The 20,371-nt window shown below is 72.7% G+C and carries 19 protein-coding genes and 2 tRNA genes; 16 read left to right on the top strand and 5 right to left on the bottom strand.

Annotated elements, in window-relative coordinates:
• Positions 1–48: 48 nt before the first annotated feature.
• Both JQN70_RS12650 and JQN70_RS12645 read left to right on the top strand, forming a co-directional pair.
• Complete coding sequence (locus JQN70_RS12650; RefSeq protein WP_204131701.1) at positions 49–1,503, top strand: protealysin inhibitor emfourin; 1,455 nt, start codon at positions 49–51, stop codon at positions 1,501–1,503.
• Between the two features lie 233 nt (positions 1,504–1,736).
• Positions 1,737–3,098, top strand: coding sequence for an HSP90 family protein (locus JQN70_RS12645; protein ID WP_204131700.1), 1,362 nt, complete (start codon positions 1,737–1,739; stop codon positions 3,096–3,098).
• Between the two features lie 6 nt (positions 3,099–3,104).
• Here the strand turns inward: JQN70_RS12645 and JQN70_RS12640 are convergent, their stop codons facing one another.
• Positions 3,105–3,782, bottom strand: coding sequence for a hypothetical protein (locus JQN70_RS12640; RefSeq protein ID WP_204131699.1), 678 nt, complete (start codon positions 3,780–3,782; stop codon positions 3,105–3,107).
• Positions 3,783–4,087: 305 nt separating this feature from the next.
• Between JQN70_RS12640 and gyrB the strand changes: the two genes are divergently transcribed.
• The 7 genes from gyrB (at position 4,088) to JQN70_RS12610 (ending at position 10,773) form a co-directional block, all read left to right on the top strand.
• Positions 4,088–6,223 (top strand): DNA topoisomerase (ATP-hydrolyzing) subunit B, encoded by a 2,136-nt coding sequence (gene gyrB, locus JQN70_RS12635; RefSeq protein WP_307835962.1) that lies wholly within the window; start codon positions 4,088–4,090, stop codon positions 6,221–6,223.
• 125 nt (positions 6,224–6,348) lie between these two features.
• Entirely contained in the window at positions 6,349–9,006 is a 2,658-nt protein-coding gene (gene gyrA / locus JQN70_RS12630; protein WP_204131698.1) for a DNA gyrase subunit A, read from the top strand.
• A complete protein-coding gene (locus JQN70_RS20160; RefSeq protein ID WP_307835961.1) occupies positions 9,003–9,593 on the top strand; it encodes a DUF3566 domain-containing protein in 591 nt (196 codons plus the stop codon). The genes gyrA and JQN70_RS20160 overlap by 4 nt, the downstream gene beginning before the upstream one ends.
• A 234-nt stretch (positions 9,594–9,827) precedes the next feature.
• A tRNA-Ile gene (locus tag JQN70_RS12620) sits at positions 9,828–9,904 on the top strand.
• 34 nt (positions 9,905–9,938) lie between these two features.
• Positions 9,939–10,061 carry a DLW-39 family protein gene (locus tag JQN70_RS20155; RefSeq protein WP_239111526.1) on the top strand — a complete coding sequence of 41 codons (123 nt, stop codon included), beginning with the start codon at positions 9,939–9,941 and terminating at the stop codon, positions 10,059–10,061.
• Positions 10,062–10,093: 32 nt separating this feature from the next.
• Positions 10,094–10,166: transfer RNA gene (locus JQN70_RS12615), tRNA-Ala, on the top strand.
• 94 nt (positions 10,167–10,260) lie between these two features.
• Positions 10,261–10,773: a phosphatase PAP2 family protein gene (locus JQN70_RS12610; protein ID WP_204131697.1), complete on the top strand. Its 513-nt coding sequence runs from the start codon at positions 10,261–10,263 to the stop codon at positions 10,771–10,773.
• A gap of 48 nt (positions 10,774–10,821) precedes the next feature.
• Here the strand turns inward: JQN70_RS12610 and JQN70_RS12605 are convergent, their stop codons facing one another.
• On the bottom strand, positions 10,822–11,001 hold the full coding sequence (locus tag JQN70_RS12605) for a helix-hairpin-helix domain-containing protein (protein ID WP_204131696.1): 180 nt from the start codon (positions 10,999–11,001) through the stop codon (positions 10,822–10,824).
• Between the two features lie 176 nt (positions 11,002–11,177).
• Between JQN70_RS12605 and JQN70_RS12600 the strand changes: the two genes are divergently transcribed.
• Positions 11,178–12,710 (top strand): vWA domain-containing protein, encoded by a 1,533-nt coding sequence (locus tag JQN70_RS12600; protein ID WP_204131695.1) that lies wholly within the window; start codon positions 11,178–11,180, stop codon positions 12,708–12,710.
• A gap of 365 nt (positions 12,711–13,075) precedes the next feature.
• Here the strand turns inward: JQN70_RS12600 and JQN70_RS12595 are convergent, their stop codons facing one another.
• Positions 13,076–14,134 (bottom strand): hypothetical protein, encoded by a 1,059-nt coding sequence (locus JQN70_RS12595; RefSeq protein ID WP_204131694.1) that lies wholly within the window; start codon positions 14,132–14,134, stop codon positions 13,076–13,078.
• Positions 14,135–14,292: 158 nt separating this feature from the next.
• On the opposite strand from JQN70_RS12595, the gene JQN70_RS12590 reads away from it, so the two are divergent.
• On the top strand, positions 14,293–14,811 hold the full coding sequence (locus JQN70_RS12590; protein ID WP_204131693.1) for a peptidylprolyl isomerase: 519 nt from the start codon (positions 14,293–14,295) through the stop codon (positions 14,809–14,811).
• Between the two features lie 32 nt (positions 14,812–14,843).
• Positions 14,844–15,740 carry a rhomboid family intramembrane serine protease gene (locus JQN70_RS12585; RefSeq protein ID WP_307835960.1) on the top strand — a complete coding sequence of 299 codons (897 nt, stop codon included), beginning with the start codon at positions 14,844–14,846 and terminating at the stop codon, positions 15,738–15,740.
• A 102-nt stretch (positions 15,741–15,842) separates the two neighbouring features.
• Here the strand turns inward: JQN70_RS12585 and JQN70_RS12580 are convergent, their stop codons facing one another.
• Positions 15,843–16,097, bottom strand: a complete 255-nt coding sequence (locus JQN70_RS12580) for a cell division protein CrgA (protein WP_204131692.1) — start codon at positions 16,095–16,097, stop codon at positions 15,843–15,845.
• 70 nt (positions 16,098–16,167) lie between these two features.
• Here JQN70_RS12580 and JQN70_RS12575 point away from each other — a divergent pair, with 70 nt between their 5' ends.
• From JQN70_RS12575 to JQN70_RS12560, 4 genes are read left to right on the top strand one after another with little or no spacing between them, the layout of a single operon-like run.
• On the top strand, positions 16,168–16,920 hold the full coding sequence (locus JQN70_RS12575; protein ID WP_204131691.1) for a DUF881 domain-containing protein: 753 nt from the start codon (positions 16,168–16,170) through the stop codon (positions 16,918–16,920).
• On the top strand, positions 16,917–17,591 hold the full coding sequence (locus JQN70_RS12570) for a class E sortase (protein WP_307835959.1): 675 nt from the start codon (positions 16,917–16,919) through the stop codon (positions 17,589–17,591). The genes JQN70_RS12575 and JQN70_RS12570 overlap by 4 nt, the downstream gene beginning before the upstream one ends.
• Before the next feature lie 2 nt (positions 17,592–17,593).
• Positions 17,594–17,749 (top strand): hypothetical protein, encoded by a 156-nt coding sequence (locus JQN70_RS12565; protein WP_204131690.1) that lies wholly within the window; start codon positions 17,594–17,596, stop codon positions 17,747–17,749.
• A 47-nt stretch (positions 17,750–17,796) separates the two neighbouring features.
• Positions 17,797–18,453 (top strand): aminodeoxychorismate/anthranilate synthase component II, encoded by a 657-nt coding sequence (locus tag JQN70_RS12560; RefSeq protein ID WP_204131748.1) that lies wholly within the window; start codon positions 17,797–17,799, stop codon positions 18,451–18,453.
• Between the two features lie 24 nt (positions 18,454–18,477).
• On the opposite strand, the gene pknB is transcribed toward JQN70_RS12560, so the two are convergent.
• Positions 18,478–20,361: a Stk1 family PASTA domain-containing Ser/Thr kinase gene (gene pknB, locus JQN70_RS12555; protein ID WP_204131689.1), complete on the bottom strand. Its 1,884-nt coding sequence runs from the start codon at positions 20,359–20,361 to the stop codon at positions 18,478–18,480.
• Between the last annotated feature and the right edge of the window lie 10 nt (positions 20,362–20,371).

The following is a 20,371-nucleotide window of genomic DNA, read 5'->3' as shown; positions in this document are numbered from 1 at the left end:
GGGGCCGCACCACTCGCGGCTGTCGGCGGGCGGGGGCATCGTGGAGGGATGACGACCTCCCCCGCGTGCTGCTCCATCGTCCCGCCGTACCTGCTGCGGGCCCTCGTGGCCTCGGGCGACCCGCTGCTCGCGGAACGGGCCGAGGCGGCCCTGGTGTACGACGAGACCCTGCGGCGCGGGCGGGTCACCGCCGAGGCGCGGCCCGGTGGGCGCACCGCGCGTCCCTCGGCCACGCCGGGTGACGCCTCCGGCCCGCAGCGCACGGTGCACGACGCCGAGCACGGCACGACCCTTCCCGGCACGACCGTCCGCAGCGAGGGCGAGCCCCCCACCGCCGACGAGGCGGTCACCCAGGCGTACGACGGGCTCGGCGCCACGTGGCAGCTGTGGATGGATGCTTACGCGCGGAACTCGTTGGACGGCAAGGGTCTTCCGCTCGTGGCGACCGTCCACTACGGCACCGACTACGACAACGCCTTCTGGGACGGCACCCAGATGGTCTTCGGAGACGGCGACGGCGTCGTCTTCCTCGGCTTCACCCGCAGCCTCGACGTCATCGGCCACGAGCTCGCCCACGGCGTCACCCAGTACACCGCCGGCCTCAACTACCAGGACCAGTCCGGGGCCCTCAACGAGTCGGTCTCCGACGTCTTCGGCGTCCTCGTCAAGCAGCATTCCCTCGGGCAGGCGGCCACCGACGCCGACTGGCTCATCGGCGCCGAGCTCCTCGCCCCCGGCGTCCAGGGCGTCGCCCTGCGCTCGATGGCCGCGCCCGGCACCGCCTACGACGACCCCCGCCTCGGCACCGACCCGCAGCCGGCGCACATGGACCACTACGTCGACACCGCCGACGACAACGGCGGCGTCCACATCAACTCCGGCATCCCGAACAAGGCCTTCCACGACCTCGCCGTCGCCCTCGGCGGCAACGCGTGGGAGGCCCCGGGACGGATCTGGTACGACGCCCTGACCGGCGACATCGCCGCCGACTGCGACTTCGCGACCTTCGCCGCGCTCACCCTCGCCGCCGCCACGGCCCGCCACGGCGAGGGGTCGCGCGAGGCGGAGGCGGTCGCCACCGCGTGGGCCGGGGTCGGCGTCACGCCCGCCGGCACCACCGGGTCCGGCAGCGGCGACGGCTCCACGACCGGGGGCAGCACGCCCGCCGACCCCGGCACCCCTCCCTCGCCGGACGCGCCGGCCCCCGCCCCGGGCACCGAGGTCGCCGTCCGCCGCACCGGCGGGTTCGCGGGGCGTACCCGCGAGCGCACGGTCGTCCTCGGGGAGCTGCCGGAGGAGGACGGCGCGGCGTGGCGCTCGCTCCTGCAGACCGACCGGCTCCAGGGCCTGGCCGCCGCCGCCGACCGCGACTACCCGGACGCCTACTGCTACGGCGTGCGCTGCGCGGTGCCCGAGGTCGATGTCACCGTCCCCGAGCCGGTGCTCACCGACGACGTCCGCGACCTCCTCGAACGCACCCTGCGCGGGGGCGACACCGCCTGACCCGGCGGCGCGGGCGGCCGCGGGGGATGCCCGCGGCCCCCTCCGCCGTCGCGTCGGCGGCCGACGGACGGTGGGGAGCGGGCATCGCCCATTCGGACCGTCTCCTGCGCCGAGGAGTGGAGTGGACGTCCCGTGGTGCACGGAATCGGCGTCGCGGCGGGCACCCTGCAAGGGATCCAGCACCCCCGCCGGGCCGTGACCCGGCCCGCCCCACCCGAACGGAGCCAGCCCCGGTGCGCAGCCCCGTGCCCGGTCCCCCGACCGGCAGCCCCTCCGACCCGTCCGACCGACGGGCCGCCACCCCCGCGACCCCCGGGGCGGCCTCGAACGACACCGCCCCCCACCGCGTCCCGCGCCTGACCGCGCCGCCGCTCGGCAGCGGACCCCGGGTCCACGTCCGCGAGCTCCTCGCCAGCGCCCTCGTCGGCATCGAGGCCCGGCGCCGCGTCGACCCCCGGCACGTCGGCCGGGTCCGCGTCACCTCGGCCACCGGCGGCGGACCGCTCGTCGTCCGCGACGACGGCATCGGGTTCACCGCCCAGGAGGTCCGGTGGATCGCCGCGACCCCGGACCAGCACCACCACGGCCCGGTCCGCGAGGGGATGCGCCGCTACGAGGTCGCGATCCTCGCGAGCTTCCAGGTCGCCGACGTCGTCGAGCTGCGCACCCGCTCGGCCCTCGTGCCCGGAGCGCCGACGATGCGCTGGGTCGGCCTCGCCGACGGCACCGTCCGCGTCACGCTCGCCGACGAAGCGCTCGACACCCCCGGCACCGAGATCCGCCTGCACCCCCGCGCGGCGACCCGCTCGTGGTGCACCCCGGAGACGACGCTCGAGCAGGTGCTCGACGTCGCCGACCAGCTGCCGTTCGCCGTCGAGGTCGACGGGGTCGAGGTGTCCGGCGGCACGACGCTCTGGGACCGCGGCGCCGACGAGCAGGTCGAGTGGTTCCGCCAGCGCGTCGGCATCGACCCGCTGCTCGTCCTCCCGCTCGAGACCTCGGTCGGCCGCGTCCGCGCCGTCGCCGCCGTGCCGGCCTTCCGGACGACCCCCGGCCACCGCAGCGCCCACCGCCACTACGTCGGCGGGATGCTCGTCGGTGAGGGCCGCAGCGACCTCGTCCCCGGCTGGGCCTCCTTCTGCCAGGTCGTCGTCGACGACGGCCGCGACATCCTCACCGACCCGGCCCACGACGACGCCGAGGTCGGCGAGCGGATCGGGCGTGCGCTGCTCGCGCGGCTCATCCTCCTCGGTGCCGAGCACCCCGACCTCTTCGGCGAGCTCGTCACCCTCCACGGCGACGCCCTGCTCCGGCAGGCCGGCGAGAGCCGCGACCTGCTCGACCTCGTCCGCTCGACCGTGCCCGTGCCGACCACGCTCGGCCCCCGCACCATCGACGCCCTCACCGACGTCGTCGGGGTCGTCCCGTTCACCGACGACCCCCGCACGTGGGAGGCGGTGCGCGACAAGGCGGCCGCCGACGGCGTCCTGGTCGTCGACGCCACGGTGCCGCACGTCGCGGCGCTCCTCGACGGGATGGACCGGTTCGCCCGGCTGCGCGGCGGGGACCTCGTCGTGCTCGGCGCCGCCTCCTGACCGACGTCAGGTCGTCGTCAGGGTGCGCTGCAGGAGCGCGAGGACGTCGTCGGCGCCGGCGGCCGTGGTGGCCGTGACGGTCACGAGCACGACGCCGCTCGGACCCTCGATCCCCAGCTGCCGCCCGACGACGCTCCGGCCGCCGATCTCGGCGCGGTAGCGCGAGACCCGGCCCGGACCGACCGGGGTCGGCACGTCGTCGACGGACTCGACCGTGCCGCCGATCATCGAGGTCACGAGCCGCAGCTGGGCGGCGCTCGGCACCTCCTCGACGGGCAGTCCCTGGACGTTGACGTTCGGCGCGAAGCCGTCCACGGACGGACCGAAGGCGGAGACGTCGATGGTCCGCGCGGCCGCCCGGAGCTGGCTCGCGGGGACGTTCATCCGCTCCGCCATCGCCGCGAGGTCCTCGTCGACGCCCGCCTCGAGGACCGTCGCGACGTCGGCGACCTCCCAGGCCTCCGGCACGGCGAAGCGCAGCCCGCTCCGCTCGGCGCGCACGAGCACCGTGCCGGGCGGGGCGCTCGGTGCGGACGTCGGGGACCCGGAGGCCGACGGCCTCGCCGAGGTCCTTGAGCCGTCGTCCGGGATGGCTGGGTCACCCCCAGCAGCGCACCCCGCGACCCCGGTGGCGAGGGCGGCCACGAGCGCGGTGCCGGCGGCCCGGCGGAGCATCCTCCCCATGCCGTGGACGGTACCGGTCCGGGGTCGCGGGTGCCCCCGGATCGTCGTCCCACCGACCGGACGGACGAGGACCCGAGGAAGGCCGCTGACAGCCGCTGGGGGGCCGGGTCGCGGGTGGGGAGTCATGAACGGGCCGGTTCAGCCCGGAAAACCGGCGCCACGGGCCTCCCAGCGGGTGATCCGTCGGTCCCGACCGGTATCATGGACGGTGACAGCGCGCCCCCGGGTCGTCCCACCGCCCGAGGGCGTGCGCCGTGAAACCGCCCCCGCCGTCCGTGCGGGCGCGTGCCCGATGAAGGAGCCCCGTGGCCGACCAGCCCGACCTCACCCCCGACGTGCCCGAGGCCCCCGACGCCTCCGCCACCCCCGAGGAGGCGACCACCCCGGTCGTCCCGCCCGTCCCGGCCGAGGGCCCCGCCTACGACGCGGCGGCCATCACGGTCCTCGAGGGGCTCGAGGCGGTCCGCAAGCGCCCCGGCATGTACATCGGCTCCACCGGCGAGCGCGGCCTGCACCACCTCGTCTGGGAGATCGTCGACAACGCGGTCGACGAGGCGCTCGCCGGCTACGCCGACACCGTCGACGTCATCCTCATGGAGGACGGCGCCGTCCGGGTCAAGGACAACGGCCGCGGCATCCCCACCGACATCCACCCCACCGAGGGCGTCAGCGCCGTCGAGCTCGTCCTCACCCAGCTGCACGCCGGCGGCAAGTTCGGCGGCGGCGGGTACAAGGTGTCCGGCGGCCTCCACGGCGTCGGCTCCTCGGTCGTCAACGCGCTCTCGACCCGCCTCGACGTCTGCGTGCGCCAGAAGGGCCACGCGCACCGCATGTCCTTCGACCACGGCGTGCCCACGGCTCCGCTGACCCAGATGGAGGAGACCGACCGCACCGGCACCACGATCACCTTCTGGGCCGACGGCAACATCTTCGAGACGACCGAGTACGACTACGAGACGATCCGCGCGCGCTTCCAGCAGTACGCGTTCCTCAACAAGGGCCTGACGATCAACCTCGTCGACGAGCGGGTGCAGGTGGCCTCCGACGGCGCCCCCGACCTCGACGGCGTCGACGCCGACATCGCGGTCGTCGAGGACCACGAGGACGAGGAGGCCGGCGGCCAGGCGCGCACCGCCACCGCCCGCTCGGTCAGCTACCGGTACGACAACGGGCTCGTCGACTACGTCGACCACCTCGTCTCGTCCAAGCGCACCGAGCCCGTGCACCCCGACGTCATCTCCATCGAGGTCGAGGACGAGGCGCGCAGCCTCTCCCTCGAGCTCGCGATGCAGTGGACGACCTCGTACTCCGAGTCGGTGCACACCTACGCGAACACCATCAACACCCACGAGGGCGGCACCCACGAGGAGGGCTTCCGCGCGGCGCTCACCAAGCTGGTCAACGACTTCGCGCGCAAGCAGAACCTCCTCAAGGACAAGGACGACAACCTCACCGGCGACGACGTCCGCGAGGGCCTCACCGCCGTCATCAGCGTCAAGCTCGGCGAGCCGCAGTTCGAGGGCCAGACCAAGACCAAGCTCGGCAACTCCGAGGTCAAGGGCTTCGTCCAGCGCGCGATGACCGACGAGTTCGGCGACTGGCTCGAGCGGCACCCGAACGAGGGCAAGGAGATCGTCCGCAAGTCGATCCAGGCCGCCACCGCCCGGATGGCCGCCCGCAAGGCCCGCGAGGCCACCCGCAAGCGGGTCCTCGAGTCCGGCGGCCTGCCCGGCAAGCTCCGCGACTGCCAGGCCAAGGACCCTGCCGTCTCCGAGGTCTTCATCGTCGAGGGCGACTCCGCCGGCGGCTCCGCGGTGCGCGGGCGCAACCCGCACACCCAGGCGATCCTCCCGATCCGCGGCAAGATCCTCAACGTCGAGCGGGCGCGCCTCGACAAGGCGCTGGCCAACCAGGAGGTGCAGGCGCTCATCTCGGCGTTCGGCACCGGCATCGGCGAGGACTTCGACATCGAGAAGGCCAGGTACCACAAGATCGTGCTGATGGCCGACGCCGACGTCGACGGCATGCACATCCGCACGCTGCTGCTCACCCTGCTCTTCCGGTTCATGAAGCCGCTCATCGAGGCCGGGTTCGTCTACCTCGCGCAGCCCCCGCTGTACCGCATCAAGTGGAGCAACGCCACGCACGAGTTCGCCTTCACCGACCGTGAGCGCGACGCCCTCGTCGCCGAGGGCCAGGGCAAGGGCCGGCGCCTGCCGAAGGACAACCCGATCCAGCGCTACAAGGGTCTCGGCGAGATGGACTACCAGGAGCTGTGGGAGACCACGATGGACCCCGACCAGCGGGTCCTGCTCCAGGTCACCCTCGACGACGCCGCCGCGGCCGACGAGATCTTCTCGGTGCTCATGGGCGAGGACGTCGAGAGCCGGCGCTCCTTCATCCAGCGCAACGCCCGCGACGTGCGCTTCCTCGACATCTGATGTCCCACCTTTCTCTCCGGCTGCCGGAACCTTCAGCGACCGGCCGGTTGCAACCGGCCGGCGACTGAAGCTTCCGGCAGCACGCCGAGCACACCCTCCACGCACGACCCTGACGAAGGACCTCCATGACCGACCAGCCCGTCGAGACCGACCGCACGGAGCCGATCGACCTCAACGCCGAGATGCAGCGCTCGTACATCGAGTACGCGATGTCCGTCATCGTCTCGCGCGCGCTCCCCGACGTCCGCGACGGCCTCAAGCCGGTGCACCGCCGCGTGCTCTACGCGATGTACGACGGCGGCTACCGCCCCGACCGCGGCTTCAACAAGTGCAGCCGCGTCGTCGGCGACGTCATGGGCCAGTACCACCCGCACGGTGACGGCGCGATCTACGACGCCCTCGTCCGGCTCGTCCAGGACTGGTCGCTGCGCTACCCGCTCGTCCAGGGCCAGGGCAACTTCGGCTCCCCGGGCGACGACCCCGCCGCCGCCCCGCGGTACACCGAATGCCGGATGGCGCCGCTGTCGATGGAGATGGTGCGCGACATCGAGCAGGAGACCGTCGACTTCAAGCCGAACTACGACGGCAAGACCCTCGAGCCCGAGGTCCTCCCCTCCCGCTTCCCGAACCTGCTCGTCAACGGCTCGGCCGGCATCGCGGTCGGCATGGCCACCCAGGTCCCGCCGCACAACCTGCGCGAGGTCGCGGCCGCCGCCGAGTGGATGCTCCGCAACCCCGACGCCTCTCGCGAGGAGGCGCTGGCCGCCGTCATGCGCGAGATCCCGGGCCCCGACTTCCCCACGGGCGCGCTCATCATGGGGCACAAGGGCATCGACGACGCCTACCGCACCGGCCGCGGGTCGGTGATCATGCGGGCGGTCGTCGAGGTCGAGGAGATCCAGGGCCGGCAGTGCCTCGTCGTCACCGAGCTGCCGTACCAGGTCAACCCCGACTCCCTCGCCCAGAAGATCGCCGAGCACGTCAAGGACGGCCGGCTCTCGGGCATCGCCGACATCCGCGACGAGACCTCGGGCCGCACCGGCCAGCGCCTCGTCATCGTCCTCAAGCGCGACGCCATCGCCAAGGTCGTGCTCAACAACCTCTACAAGCACACCCAGCTGCAGACGACGTTCGGCGCGAACATGCTTGCCCTCGTCGACGGCGTGCCGCGCACGCTGCCGATCGACGCGTTCATCCGGTACTGGTGCGAGCACCAGATCGACGTCATCCAGCGGCGCACGGCCTACCGGCTGCGCAAGGCCGAGGAGGAGATCCACATCCTCCGCGGCTACCTCAAGGCCCTCGACATGCTCGACGAGGTCATCGCGCTGATCCGCCGCAGCCCGACCGTCGAGGAGGCGCGCAACGGCCTCATCGAGCTGCTCGAGATCGACGAGATCCAGGCCCGGGCCATCCTCGACCTCCAGCTGCGCCGGCTCGCGGCCCTGGAGCGGCAGAAGATCATCGACGACCACGACAAGCTGCAGGCGCAGATCGAGGACTTCAAGGACATCCTCGCGACGCCCGGCCGCCAGCGCGACATCGTCTCCGACGAGCTCGCCGGCATCGTCGACAAGTTCGGCGACGACCGCCGCACGACGATCATGCCCACCGACGGCGACATGTCGATGGAGGACCTCATCCCCGAGGAGGACGTCGTCGTCACCATCACGCGCGGCGGCTACGCCAAGCGCACCCGGGTCGACGCGTACCGCTCGCAGCGGCGCGGCGGCAAGGGCGTGCGCGGGGCGGCGCTGCGCGGCGAGGACATGGTCGACCACTTCTTCACGACCACCTCGCACCACTGGCTGCTGTTCTTCACCAACCTCGGCCGGGTCTACCGCGCAAAGGCCTACGAGCTGCCGGACGCCGGGCGCGACGGCAAGGGCCAGCACGTCGCGAACGTCATGGCCTTCCAGCCCGGCGAGGAGATCGCCCAGGTGCTGGCCATCCGCTCCTACGACGACGCCGCGTACCTGCTGCTCGCCACGCGCGCCGGCCTGGTCAAGAAGACCCGGCTCGGCGAGTACGACAGCCCGCGCACCGGCGGCCTCATCGCCATCAACCTGCGCGACGCCGACGAGCTGGTCGGGGTCGGGCTGGTCGACGAGCGCGACGACCTGCTGCTCGTCTCCCGCAAGGGGCAGTCGGTGCGCTTCCACGCCGACGACGCCACGCTGCGCCCGATGGGTCGCTCCACCTCCGGCGTGACCGGGATGAAGTTCCGCGACGGCGACGAGCTGCTCTCGATGTCGGTCGTGCGCGAGGGCGAGGACCCGGACGTGTTCGTCGTCTTCGAGTCGGGCCTGGCCAAGCGCTCGAAGGTCTCGGAGTGGAACGTCAAGGGCCGGGCCATCCTCGGTGTCGCCGTGGCCAAGCTGTCCGACAAGGGCGGTGACCTCGTCGGGGCGCTGACCGTCGACGAGGGCGACGAGGTGCTCGTCGTCTTCGAGAAGGGCAACATCGTCCGCTCGCGCGTCGACGAGGTGCGCCTCACCGGCCGCAACACGATGGGTGTGCAGTTCGCCAAGCCCGGCAAGAACGACGCGATCGTCGCCGTCACCCGCAACCCCGAGAAGGAGGTCGAGGAGGCGGTCGAGGAGGCCATCGAGGCGGCCGAGGGGTCCGTCGACGGCGGTGCTCCGGGGGCCGACGCACCCGTGCCGGCCGTGGACGCCGACGGAGCGGGAGTCGCAGACGCGACCGCCGATGCCGTACCGTCGGGTGACGACAGCGACGAGTCCGGCGACGCCGGCGAGGACGACCGAGGAGGCCGCGAGTGAGCACCGCAGACAGCGCGGGGCGCCCCGTGCGCTCCTCGACCCCGGCCCGCCGGGGTGAGGGTGGTGCGCTGCGGCGGATCGCCGACACCGGCACGCCCACCCGCCCGGTCCCCACCGGCCGCGAGGCCGCCCCCACCCGACCCGCGCCCGCCGGCCGCACCGGCGAGGCCCGCACCGGAGGTGAGCGTCCCGTGTCGCAGTCCGGGGGCGCCCCGCGCCCGTCCTCGCGCCGCGTGCGGCTCACCGTCTCGCGCATCGACCCCTGGTCGGCGATGAAGATCTCGTTCCTCCTGTCGGTGGCCCTCGGCATCGCGCTCGTCATCGCGACGGTCGTGCTGTGGACCGTCCTCGACGCGATGGGCGTGTTCGACCAGGTCAACGGCGTCATCGGCCAGGTCGTCCAGGACGGCGGCTCGAAGTTCGACATCCTCGACTTCATCGGCTTCACCCGCGTGGTGTCGCTCTCGATCGTCATCGGGGTCGTCGACGTCATCCTCTTCACGGCCATCGCCACGCTCGGGGCGTTCCTCTACAACGTCTCCGCCGCGCTCGTCGGCGGCGTGCAGCTGACGCTGACCGACGACTGAGCCGGGCCGGCGCCCGCGGGTCGAGGTGATACCCGACCCGCTGCTGGTCGTCCGTCACCTCGACCGGCCGCGTCCCGCCTCGGTTCGAGGTATTGCACGACCGTCCCAGGGTGGTGTTTCACCTCGAACCAGCGAGGTCCGGCGGCCGGTCGCCCTCGTTTTGGGGCGGTGGCGGGGCATCGGGTAACCTCGTGCACCGCGCCCCCTGCACGGGGGCGCACGCCGGTCGGCGACGGGCCTATAGCTCAGACGGTTAGAGCGCTTCCCTGATAAGGAAGAGGCCACAGGTTCAAGTCCTGTTAGGCCCACCACCGACACCTTCCCCGGCCCCCAGGTGGTGTTCTCGTGAAGAAGCTCCTCGTCCTCCTCGCGTCCGCAGCGGGCGCGTTCGCGATCTCGAAGCAGATCAAGGACAAGCAGGCCGAGAACCGGCTCTGGGCCGAGGCCACCGACTCCCCCAAGGGCTGACCGCTTTCCCTCGCCGCCGCGGCGGCATCCCGGGGGCCATGGCGCAATTGGTAGCGCACCTGCTTTGCAAGCAGGGGGTTAGGGGTTCGAGTCCCCTTGGCTCCACGCGAATGAACGACTGATGGGACCGGCGCCAGCCGGTCTCATCCGGTTCTGCGGTTCACCCACGGCGTGACGTACGTCCTGACAAGCTGCCCGAGTGGGGATCGAGTACCGGCGGCTGCAGCGATCGGTCCTGGAGGACCGTCACGCGGAGTCCCTCGCTGCAGTCGACCGCCTCGCCGACGAACTGCGCCGGGCCCTGGAGGCCGAGTCGGTCGCCATCGACGTGGCCCACGTGCACGGGGCCTCGAGCGCCGCGGTGCAGTCGATCGTCTCGTCGATCCTCAAGGACCGCCTCGGATTCCGCGAGGAGCAGTTGCTGAGCCCCGACGACGGCCTGGTCTCCAAGCCGCGACCGGACTTCTTCCACCGGCTCGGACCGGGGCAGGGGGTCATCGCGGAGGTCGAGCGCGGCGGCACGGTGACCAACAACCACGACCTCAAGGACATCTGGAAGGAGGACATCGCCGCCGACGTGCAGCACCTGTTCCTCATCGTGCCGAACTCGAACTGGCGGAGGACGGGAGACCGCGGGAGCGCCCCTTCGTCCGCGTCACCCACCGCATGGGAGCCTTCTTCGACGACCCGCGGCGCGAGGTCGACGTGCTGACGTGTCACGTCTTCGGGTACGGGCGACTGACCCTGTCCTGAGCCGATATCAGGCTGAGCGGGCGGCGGCGATGAGGCGGACGGCCTTCGGGCCGACGCCGTGGAGGGCGAGCAGTGTGTCCAGGTCGTCGGGCAGGTCGGCGAGACTGCGGTGGCCGGCGTCCATCAACGCCCCGGTCGCCGCACGGCCGATGCGCACTCCGCCGAACTCGGCCCCTCGGTCGTCCATCCCGACATCGTGCCACCGGCAACGGGAGAGGCACGGGCCGGACACGGAACGGTCTCGACGGCAACGAGCCGGCGTCGGTCCGGTCACGTCCTCATCACGACGGCACGGGTCGGGAACCATCGCGCCCTAGCGTCCCTCCCACCAGCAGCAACGACGCCGACGGTAGGGGACCCACCATGACGATGCACCACCGCAGCCGGACCGCCTGGGCAGCCGCAGCGCTCGCCACCACCATCCTGGCCGCGGGGTGCAGTGCCGGCAGTCATGACGGAAACGGTTCCAGCGCAGGCGAGTACCAGCCCGGTCCCAACGGCGCCGCCCCCAACGGCCAGCGCGACACGAACGACAACGGCGGCGACCGCGGCTACACCCCGAACCGCCACCAGGCGCTCACCGACCCCTCCGAGGACGCGCAGTCCACCTTCGCCCTCGACATCGACACCGGCTCCTACACCCGCTTCCGCGACGCCGTCCGCAACGGAACGAGCCTCCCGCGGAACGAGATCCGCACCGAGGAGTTCGTCAACTACTTCGAGCAGGACTACGACGCACCGCGCGACGGACTCGGTGTGAGCATCGACGCCGCCACGCTCCCCTTCGCGCCCGGCCACCGGCTCGTCCGCGTCGGCATCCGCAGCGCCGACGTCGCCGACCGCGACCGCCTCGACGCCAACCTCGTCCTCGTCGTCGACTGCTCGGGCTCGATGGACGAGGCCGGCAAGATGGAGACGACCAAGGCCGCGCTGCGCACCCTCGCCGCCAACCTCCGACCCACCGACACCGTCGCGATGGTCTGCTACTCGACCGAGGCCGACCTCCTGCTCGAGCCCACTCCGGCCTCGGACCGCCAGGCCCTCGAGGACGCCATCCACGAGCTCAGCCCCCAGGCCAGCACCAACGCCGCCGCCGGCCTCAGCCTCGGCTACGACGTCGCCGCCCGGATGCGCGCCGACTCCGAGAACGAGCACCGGATGACCCGCGTCGTCCTCGTGAGCGACGGTGTCGCCAACGTCGGCCCGACGAGCACCGGCGGCATCCTCGAGCGGATCGGCACCGAGACCCGGAACGGCATCAACCTCGTGAGCGTCGGCGTCGGCATCGCCGACTACGACGACGAGCTCCTCGAGCAGCTCGCCGACCGCGGCGACGGCTGGCACGTCTACGTCGACACCGAGGCCGAGGCCGAGCGCGTCTTCGCCACCGGCCTGACGAACAGTCTCGTCCTCACCGCCAAGGACGCCAAGGCCCAGGTCGAGTTCGACCCCGAGCTCGTCGCCGGCTACCGGCTCGTCGGCTACGAGAACCGCGCCGTCGCCGACGACGACTTCCGCGACGACTCGGTCGACGGCGGAGAGGTGTTCGCCGGTCACGCGACCACCGCCCTGTACGACGTCGAGCTCCGGGAGGGTTCCGGCAGAGGCAAGTTCGTCTCCGCCACGGTCCGCTACCAGGAGGCGAGCGGCGAGGCCGTCGAGCGCCGCGCCGCACTCACCGGCGACGACTGCGTCACCGACCTCGACGAGGCCTCACCCCGCCTCCAGCAGGACCTCGTCGTCGCGATGCTCACCGACCACCTCACCGACGGCCCCTGGTCGGAGCGGGTCGACCCGAGCACCCTCCGGGAGGCCGCGCGCTCCCTCCCCGACCGCCTCGACGGCGACCGCGACGTGGCCGAGCTCGTCGACCTCGTCGAGCGGACGACCGCCTGACCTGCGGCGTCGGAGCAGCCGGACGGCAACCTTCGACAGATGGCCCGATCGGGCCATTCCGCGGCGGGCAGGGCGGGGCTAATCTGCGCGTGTCACTCCGGCAGGGGTTCACAGAGAGGAGCTGACAGGGCAGACGCCCCGGGTCGCCCACGGCGCGGCCGCGCATGACCGCGCCACCCCTCCACGCAACCCGGGACGTCCCCCAGTCAACTCAGAACGCACGGCGACTCCGCGCCGCGCCACCACGGTCGGTCCGGCCAGCAGGGGGCCGGACCCACCGACCACGACGCCGGCCGCCCCCACACGGGGAGCGGCCGGCGTCCTGTCGTCCGGGGGGTCCCCGTCGACGCGGGGACCGGTGCGCCTCAGCCCTTGTCGGACCCCTTGTCCGACCCCAGCTCGGAGCCCTCGTCGAGGTGCGGCGTCGAGAGGTCGGAGCCCTCGGACGTGCCGGTCGTCGACGGCACCTCGGAGTCTCCGGCGCCGGCGTCGTTCCACGTCGCGGTGCCCTTGTCGGCCTCGGCACCGACGGCGGCCTTGGCCTCCTCGACCTTGGCGGCCGCGGCGTCCTTGGCCTCGGCGGCCTTGACGGCGGCCTTCTCCTTGAGCTCGGTGGCCTTGGCCGAGGCGCTGCTCGAGGCCTCGGCGAGCTTCTCGCGCACCTCGCCCGCGGAGGCCTTCGCGGAGCCGACCGCGTCCTCGGCCCGCACGGAGGCGGACTTCGGCGGGGTGTACGACCCGGCACTGGCCCACGGGTCGGGGCGCTCGGTGCTCTTGCGGTAGGCCATGACGGCCGCACCGGCGGCGACGGCGCCGAGGAGCAGGACCCAGCGGCCCTTGCTCTTCTTCTTGGCCCTGGCGTCGCCCTTGAGAACGGCGTAGGCGTCGGGGGCGCGCTCGGCGGCCTCGGCGGCCTGGTCCTTGGCGGCGGCCGCGCTCGCGGCGATGGCGGTGAGGGCCGCCATCACCTTGGGGAGGACGTCGTCGGTGAAGGTCTCGCGGGCGTGCTCGACGCGCGGGGCCAGCGCCTCGTAGGCCTCCTCGGCGCGCTCGCGGGCGGCCTCGGCCTTCTCGCGGGCGATCTCGGCGGCGTCCTGGGCGCGCTCGCGGCCCTCGCGGACCTTGGGCCCGACGGCGTCGGCGTAGTCGTGCGCCTTCTCGGCGTAGTCGTGGGCCCGGTCGCGGGCCGACTCGTACTGCGCCGTCGCCTCCTTGGACGCCTTCTTCGACGCCTTCTTGAGGTCCTTGAGCTCGGACTTCGAGGCCTTGCGGAGGTCCTTGAGCTCGGACGACGACTTCTTCCGCAGGTCGTGGGCGGCCTCGGCCGCGCGCTCGGCGGCGTCCTGGGCGCGTCCGCTCACCTGGTCGGCGGCGTCGGCCACGGCGTCCCTCGCCTGGTCGGTCCTGCTCTTGCTGCGGAACACGGGTCCTCCTCGGTGTTGGACGATCTGTGCCCATCCTGCCCTCTTTCCCCTGTTCGGGGCACATCAGGGCCGGGTCGATGGTGTGGGCGCGGCCACGCCCCGGCGACACCCAGCCCGCGCCCTGCCCGCGTCCGGGAGCGCGTGAGAGGATCGGCGGCATGAAGGCAACGCTGCACACCAACCACGGTCCGATCGTCGTCGAGCTCTTCCCGAACGAGGCGCCCAAGACGGTCAAGAACTTCGTCGGCCTCGCGACGGGCGAGCAGGAGTACAAGGACGACGCCGGCCGCACCAGCCCCACCCCGTTCTACGACGGTCTGGTCTTCCACCGGATCATCCCCAACTTCATGATCCAGGGCGGCTGCCCGCTCGGCCAGGGGATGGGTGGCCCCGGCTACACGTTCGACGACGAGATCCACCCCGACAAGCAGTTCGACCGCCCCTACCTCCTCGCGATGGCCAACGCCGGCAAGCGGATGGGCAAGGGCACGAACGGCTCGCAGTTCTTCATCACCACCGTCCCCACGACGTGGCTCAACGGCAAGCACACGATCTTCGGCGAGGTCGCCGACGCCGCCAGCCGTGAGGTCGTCGACGCGCTCGGCAACGTCCGCACCGGGGCCAACGACCGCCCGGTCGACGACGTCGTCATCGAGCGCGTCGAGATCGAGGACTGACCCCACCTGACCGAGACTCCCGGGAGACCGACGTGACGGAGCAACCGCCGATCCCCCCGCCGCCGACCGACCAGGTGCCGGTCTGCCCGCGGCACCCGGACCGGGAGTCCTACGTGCGCTGCCAGCGCTGCGGCCGGCCGACCTGTCCCGAGTGCCAGCGGCCGGCCGCGGTCGGCATCCAGTGCGTCGACTGCGTCCGCGAGGGCGCGCGCACCGTCCGCCAGGGCCGCACGGTCTTCGGTGGCTCGGCCACCGACGGCCGCCCGCTCGTGACGATGACGATCATCGGCATCTGCGTCGCCGTGTACCTGCTCCAGCAGGTCGTCCCCGGGCTGACCAACCGCATCGCCTTCGTCCCGGCCCTCGCCGACACCGAGCCCTGGCGCTTCCTCACCTCGGGCTTCGCCCACGGCCCGATCTACCACATCGCGTTCAACATGTACGCGCTGTGGATCATGGGCCAGTACCTCGAACCGCTGCTCGGCCGGGCCCGGTTCGTCGCGCTCTACGTCCTCAGCGCCGTCGGCGGCTCGGTCGTCTACCTCCTGATGTCGACGCCGCAGAGCTATCAGGACGCCCTGCTCAACGGGCCGGGGTCCTGGTACACGAGCGCGGTCGGGGCCTCGGGCGCGGTCTTCGGGCTCTTCGGCGCCTTCCTCGTCCTCCAGCGCCGGCTCGGCCGCTCGGCGGCGGGGATGTACGTGATCATCGGCATCAACGCCGTCATCGGCTTCGTCATCCCGGGCATCGCGTGGCAGGCGCACCTCGGTGGCCTGGTCACCGGGGCCGCGTGCGCGGCGGCCATCGGCTACCTCGGGCGGGCGAAGGGTCCGATGCAGCCCGGGGACCGCCGCATCCACTGGGCCGCGCTGGCGGCCGTCGGCATCGTCCTCGTCCTCCTGGCCGTCGCGCGGTACTCCACCGCCTGACCGGCTGTCCACAGGCCGTCCCCCTGTGGATTACACGGCTGTCATTCGTCCCCAGCTGGGGATGACCCTGTGGACAACCTCGTCACCGGGCCGCCGGAGCGGTCAGCGCCAGCGGGTCGTCATGAGGAACCCCGCGAGCATGAGGCCGAAGCCGGCCCCGAGGTTCCAGCGGCCGATCTGGGGCACCGGGTACTGGTGCACGCCCGAGATGTAGAACGTGACGACCCACAGCAGCCCGAGCACCATGAGGGTGAGCATCACCGGCACGAACCAGCGGGGGTTGGGCCCCTGCGCGGCCGCCCCGGCGGTGCGCGGCGGCGTGTACGTGGACTTCTTGCGACCCTTGGACTCGGGCACGGTGCTCCTCCGGTTCGTTCAGACTGGTGCCCTAGCGTAGAGGCCGAGTCCGAGAGAGAGGGGAACGAGGGTGGCGGGCACGCACGCGGGCCGGGTCGACCGACCCTCGCCCTGGCCGTGGCTGGTGCCCGTGGCCGCCCTCGTCGCCGGCGCCCTCTTCGCCTCGAGCGTGCGCGCCTCGCAGGGCGAGGACCTGCGCGCCGACTCCGCCCGCCTCCCCGACCTCATCCGCGAGCAGACGCGGGTCAACGCCGACCGGGCGGGGGAGGTCGACGACCTGCGCGCCCGGGTCGACGAGGCCACGAACGCGCTCGCCCCGGACGACCAGCGCACCCAGCAGCTCCAGCAGCAGGCCGCCGGAATCGCCGGGGCGGCGGGCCGCACGGCCGTCGAGGGGCCGGCGCTGCGGGTCAGCCTCGACGACGCCAAGCTCGTCGGCGGCGAGGTGCCGCCCGGGGCCGACCCCGACGACTACGTCATCCACCAGCAGGACGTGCAGGCCGTCGTCAACGCCCTCTGGGCCGGCGGCGCCGAGGCGATGATGCTCCAGGACCAGCGGGTCGTCTCGACGAGCGCGGTCCGGTGCGTCGGCAACACCCTCATCCTCCAGGGCCGGGTCTACTCCCCGCCGTACGTCATCACGGCCATCGGCGACCGCGACGCGATGCGCCGCTCGCTCGACGGCGACGGTGACGTCGGCCTGCTCCGCGACTGGTCCGTGGCCGTCGGCCTCGGGTACGACGTCAAGGACGTGGGCACCCAGCGCTTCCCCGCCTACTCCGGCAGCATCACCCCGTCGCACGCCGAGGTCACGGACTCGTGATCCGACGCGTCGTCGGCGGCGTCGGCGAGCTGCTCATCACCGCGGGCGTCCTCGTGCTGCTCTTCGTCGCCTGGCAGCTCTGGTGGACCGACGTCGTCGCGGACCGGCAGCAGCAGCAGATCGTCGAGGCGCTGAGCGAGGACTTCCTCAACGGCAGCGACGGCACGGTCGGCAGCGACGCGTTCCCCGACCTCGGCCAGGACCGCGCCTTCGCCATCATCCGGGTGCCGCGCTTCGGGAAGGACTACGCGCGCCCGGTCATCGAGGGGACCGCCCGGCCGGTCCTGGCCCTCGGTGTCGGGCACTACGACGGCACCGTCGCTCCCGGCGAGGTCGGCAACTTCTCGGTCGCCGGGCACCGCATCACCTACGGCCGGCCGTTCCACACCATCGACACGCTGAGGGCCGGTGACCGCGTCATCATCGAGACCAAGCCGACGGTCTTCGTCTACGAGATCACCGGCCACGAGATCGTCCGCCCGTGGCAGACCGAGGTCATCGCGCCCGTCCCCGACGAGCCCGGCAAGGCCCCCACCGCGGCCCTGCTGACGATGACGTCGTGCCACCCGAAGTACAGCGCCACGTACCGGTACGTCACCCACGGCACGCTCGTCGACTCCGTGCCGCGCGCCGACTGGCGGTACGCCGACTGGTCCACGGTGAAGGGGTAGCGATGTACGCAGCACTCTGGCGCGTCCTGCCGGGACCGGTGTGGGCCAAGGCGATCCAGTGTCTGGCCCTCGTCGTCGCCGTCGTCGCCGTCCTCTTCCAGTGGGTCTTCCCCGCGGTCGCCGACCTCGTGCCCTTCAACGACAACACCGTCGGCTGACGGGACGGCCGGGTGGGCGCAGCCCGCGACGGTGCACCATGGACCCCATGACCCGGGTCCTCGTCGTCGACAACTACGACAGCTTCGTCTTCACGATCGTCGGCTACCTCGAGCAGCTCGGCGCCGAGTGCGAGGTCGTCCGCAACGACGCCGTCGCACCGGCCGACGGCGCCGACTTCGACGCCGTGCTCGTCTCCCCCGGCCCCGGCACGCCGGAGGAGGCCGGGGTGTCGATGGCGATGATCGAGGCCTGCGCCGAGCGGTCGCAGCCGATGCTCGGGGTGTGCCTCGGGCACCAGGCGCTCGGTGTCGTCATGGGCGCGACCGTGGGCCGGGCACCCGAGCTGCTGCACGGCAAGACCTCCCGGGTCGTGCACGACGGCACCGGCGTGCTGGCCGGCGTCCCCGACCCGTTCACCGCGACGCGCTACCACTCGCTGACCATCGACCCGGCGACCATCCCGGACGAGCTGGTCCCCAACGGGCGCACGGCGTCGGGCATCGTCATGGCCGTCCGGCACGCGACGCTGCCGCTGCACGGCGTGCAGTTCCACCCCGAGTCGGTGCTCACCGAGGGCGGCCACCTCATGCTCGCGAACTGGCTCGCGGTCGCCGGCGACGCCGACGCGGTGCGCCGTGCCGACGGACTCTCGCCGCTCGTGCACGACGCCGCGGGCGTGGCCCGGATGGTCGCTGCCGGCTGACGCCCTCCCCGGCCCGGAGGGGGCTCAGCCGCTGGGGGTGCCGCTCGGCGTCGGCGTCGGGCTCCCCGAGTCGGTGGGCGAGGGGCTGACCGTCGTCGGCGTCACCGTCGGGGCCGCCTTCTGGGCGATGACGATCTTCACCGTCGACCCGACGTCGGCCTTGGCCCGGCCCTTCGGGTCCTGCTCGATGACCTGGCCCTCGGGCACCGAAGCGGTCTGCCGGTACTCGGTCTCCACCGTGAGGTTGGCGTCGGCGAGGGCGCGCTGGGCGTCGTTCTGGCTCATCCCGACGACGTTCGGGACGACGACCTTGCCGGAGGCCACCTCGACGTTGACCCGCGTGCCGGGCTTGACCCCGACGCCGCTGCCCGGGTCGCTCGAGATGACCTGGCCCTTCTCGGTGTCCGGGTCGTCGGTCTCGGTGACCGTGCCGAGGGTGAGGCCGAGGTCGCCGAGCAGCTGTTTGGCCTCGTCGAGCGTGCGGCCGGTGAGGTCGGGGACCTCGACGTTGTCGGGCCCGCCCGACACGGTGATGCGGACCGTCGAGCCCCGGTCGGCCTTCGTGTTGCCCTCGGGGTTCTGCGAGACGACCTCGCCCTCGGGCACGGTGTCGTCGGCCGCGACGACCGACTCGACCGTGAAGCCGGCCTGGACGAGCTTGACCCGGGCCGTGTCCTCCGGGGTGCCGACGACCGACGGCACGGTGACCTTCGGGACGTCCTCGGTGCCGAAGTAGCTGACGAGGCCGTAGCCGAGCAGGCCGAGGGCGGCGAGCACGGCGATGGTCAGGAGGATCCACGCGGCCGGGCCCCGGCCCTGGCGCTGCTCCTCCTCCTCGAGCCGCTCGCGGCGGGTCAGCGGTCCGTCGTCGTCCCCGGGCGGGGGCGGCGGCACCGGACGCGTCCCGACGGGGGCCTCCATCGCCGCCGTCCGGTCCGAGAGCGAGCCGCCCGCCGCGGGAAGGGCCTCGGTGGCCCCGGCGGCGAGGACGGCCCCGGCCGCGCCGGCGACCGCGGCCGCCGAGGACCGGGCCGCCACGCTGACCTGGCGCCCCAGGCGGACGGCCTGGAGGTCGGCACGGAACTCGGCGGCGTCCTGGTACCGCTCCTCGCGCGGCTTCTCGAGCGCGTGGAGGACGACGGCGTCGAGGTCGTCGGAGACCGCCTCGGCGTAGCGCGACGGCGGCACCGGGCGCTCGCCGACGTGCTGGTAGGCGATGGCGACCGGGCTGTCGCCGAGGAAGGGCGGCCGGCCGGTGAGCAGCTCGAAGAGCATGCACCCGGCGGAGTACAGGTCGGAGCGGGCGTCGACGTGCTGGCCCTGCGCCTGCTCCGGCGACAGGTACTGGGCGGTGCCGATGACCGCCTGGGTGGCGGTGACGGTGGCGTTCGCGTCGGCCATCGCGCGGGCGATGCCGAAGTCCATGACCTTGACCGACCCGTCGGTGGCGATCATGACGTTGGCCGGCTTGATGTCGCGGTGGACGATGCCCTGGCGGTGGCTGTAGGCGAGCGCGTCGAGGACGCTCTCGGTGACGCGCACGGCCTCCATCGGGTCGAGCGGCCCTCTCTCGGAGAGGATCTCGCGCAGCGTCCGGCCGTCGACGTACTCCATGACGATGTACGGGATGTTGTACTTCGCGCCACCGGACTCGGTGTGCACGTGGTCCTCGCCGTGGTCGTAGACCGCGACGACGGCGGCGTGGTTGAGGGCGGCGGCGGACTGCGCCTCGCGGCGGAAGCGGCTGAGGAACGTGGCGTCGCGGGCGAGGTCGCTGCGCAGCATCTTGATGGCGACCGGCCGGCTGAGGCGGGTGTCGAACCCCTTGTGCACCTCGGCCATGCCGCCACGGCCGAGGAGGTCGCCCACCTCGTACCGTCCCCCGAGCAGCTCCGGGACGTCAGCCATGTCGTGCACT

It is taken from the genome of Phycicoccus sonneratiae (genome assembly GCF_016887965.1).
Lineage (GTDB): Bacteria > Actinomycetota > Actinomycetes > Actinomycetales > Dermatophilaceae > Phycicoccus > Phycicoccus sonneratiae.
The sequence above is the reverse complement of the archived record's forward strand: the minus strand, read 5'-3'. Positions and strand labels throughout refer to the sequence as shown.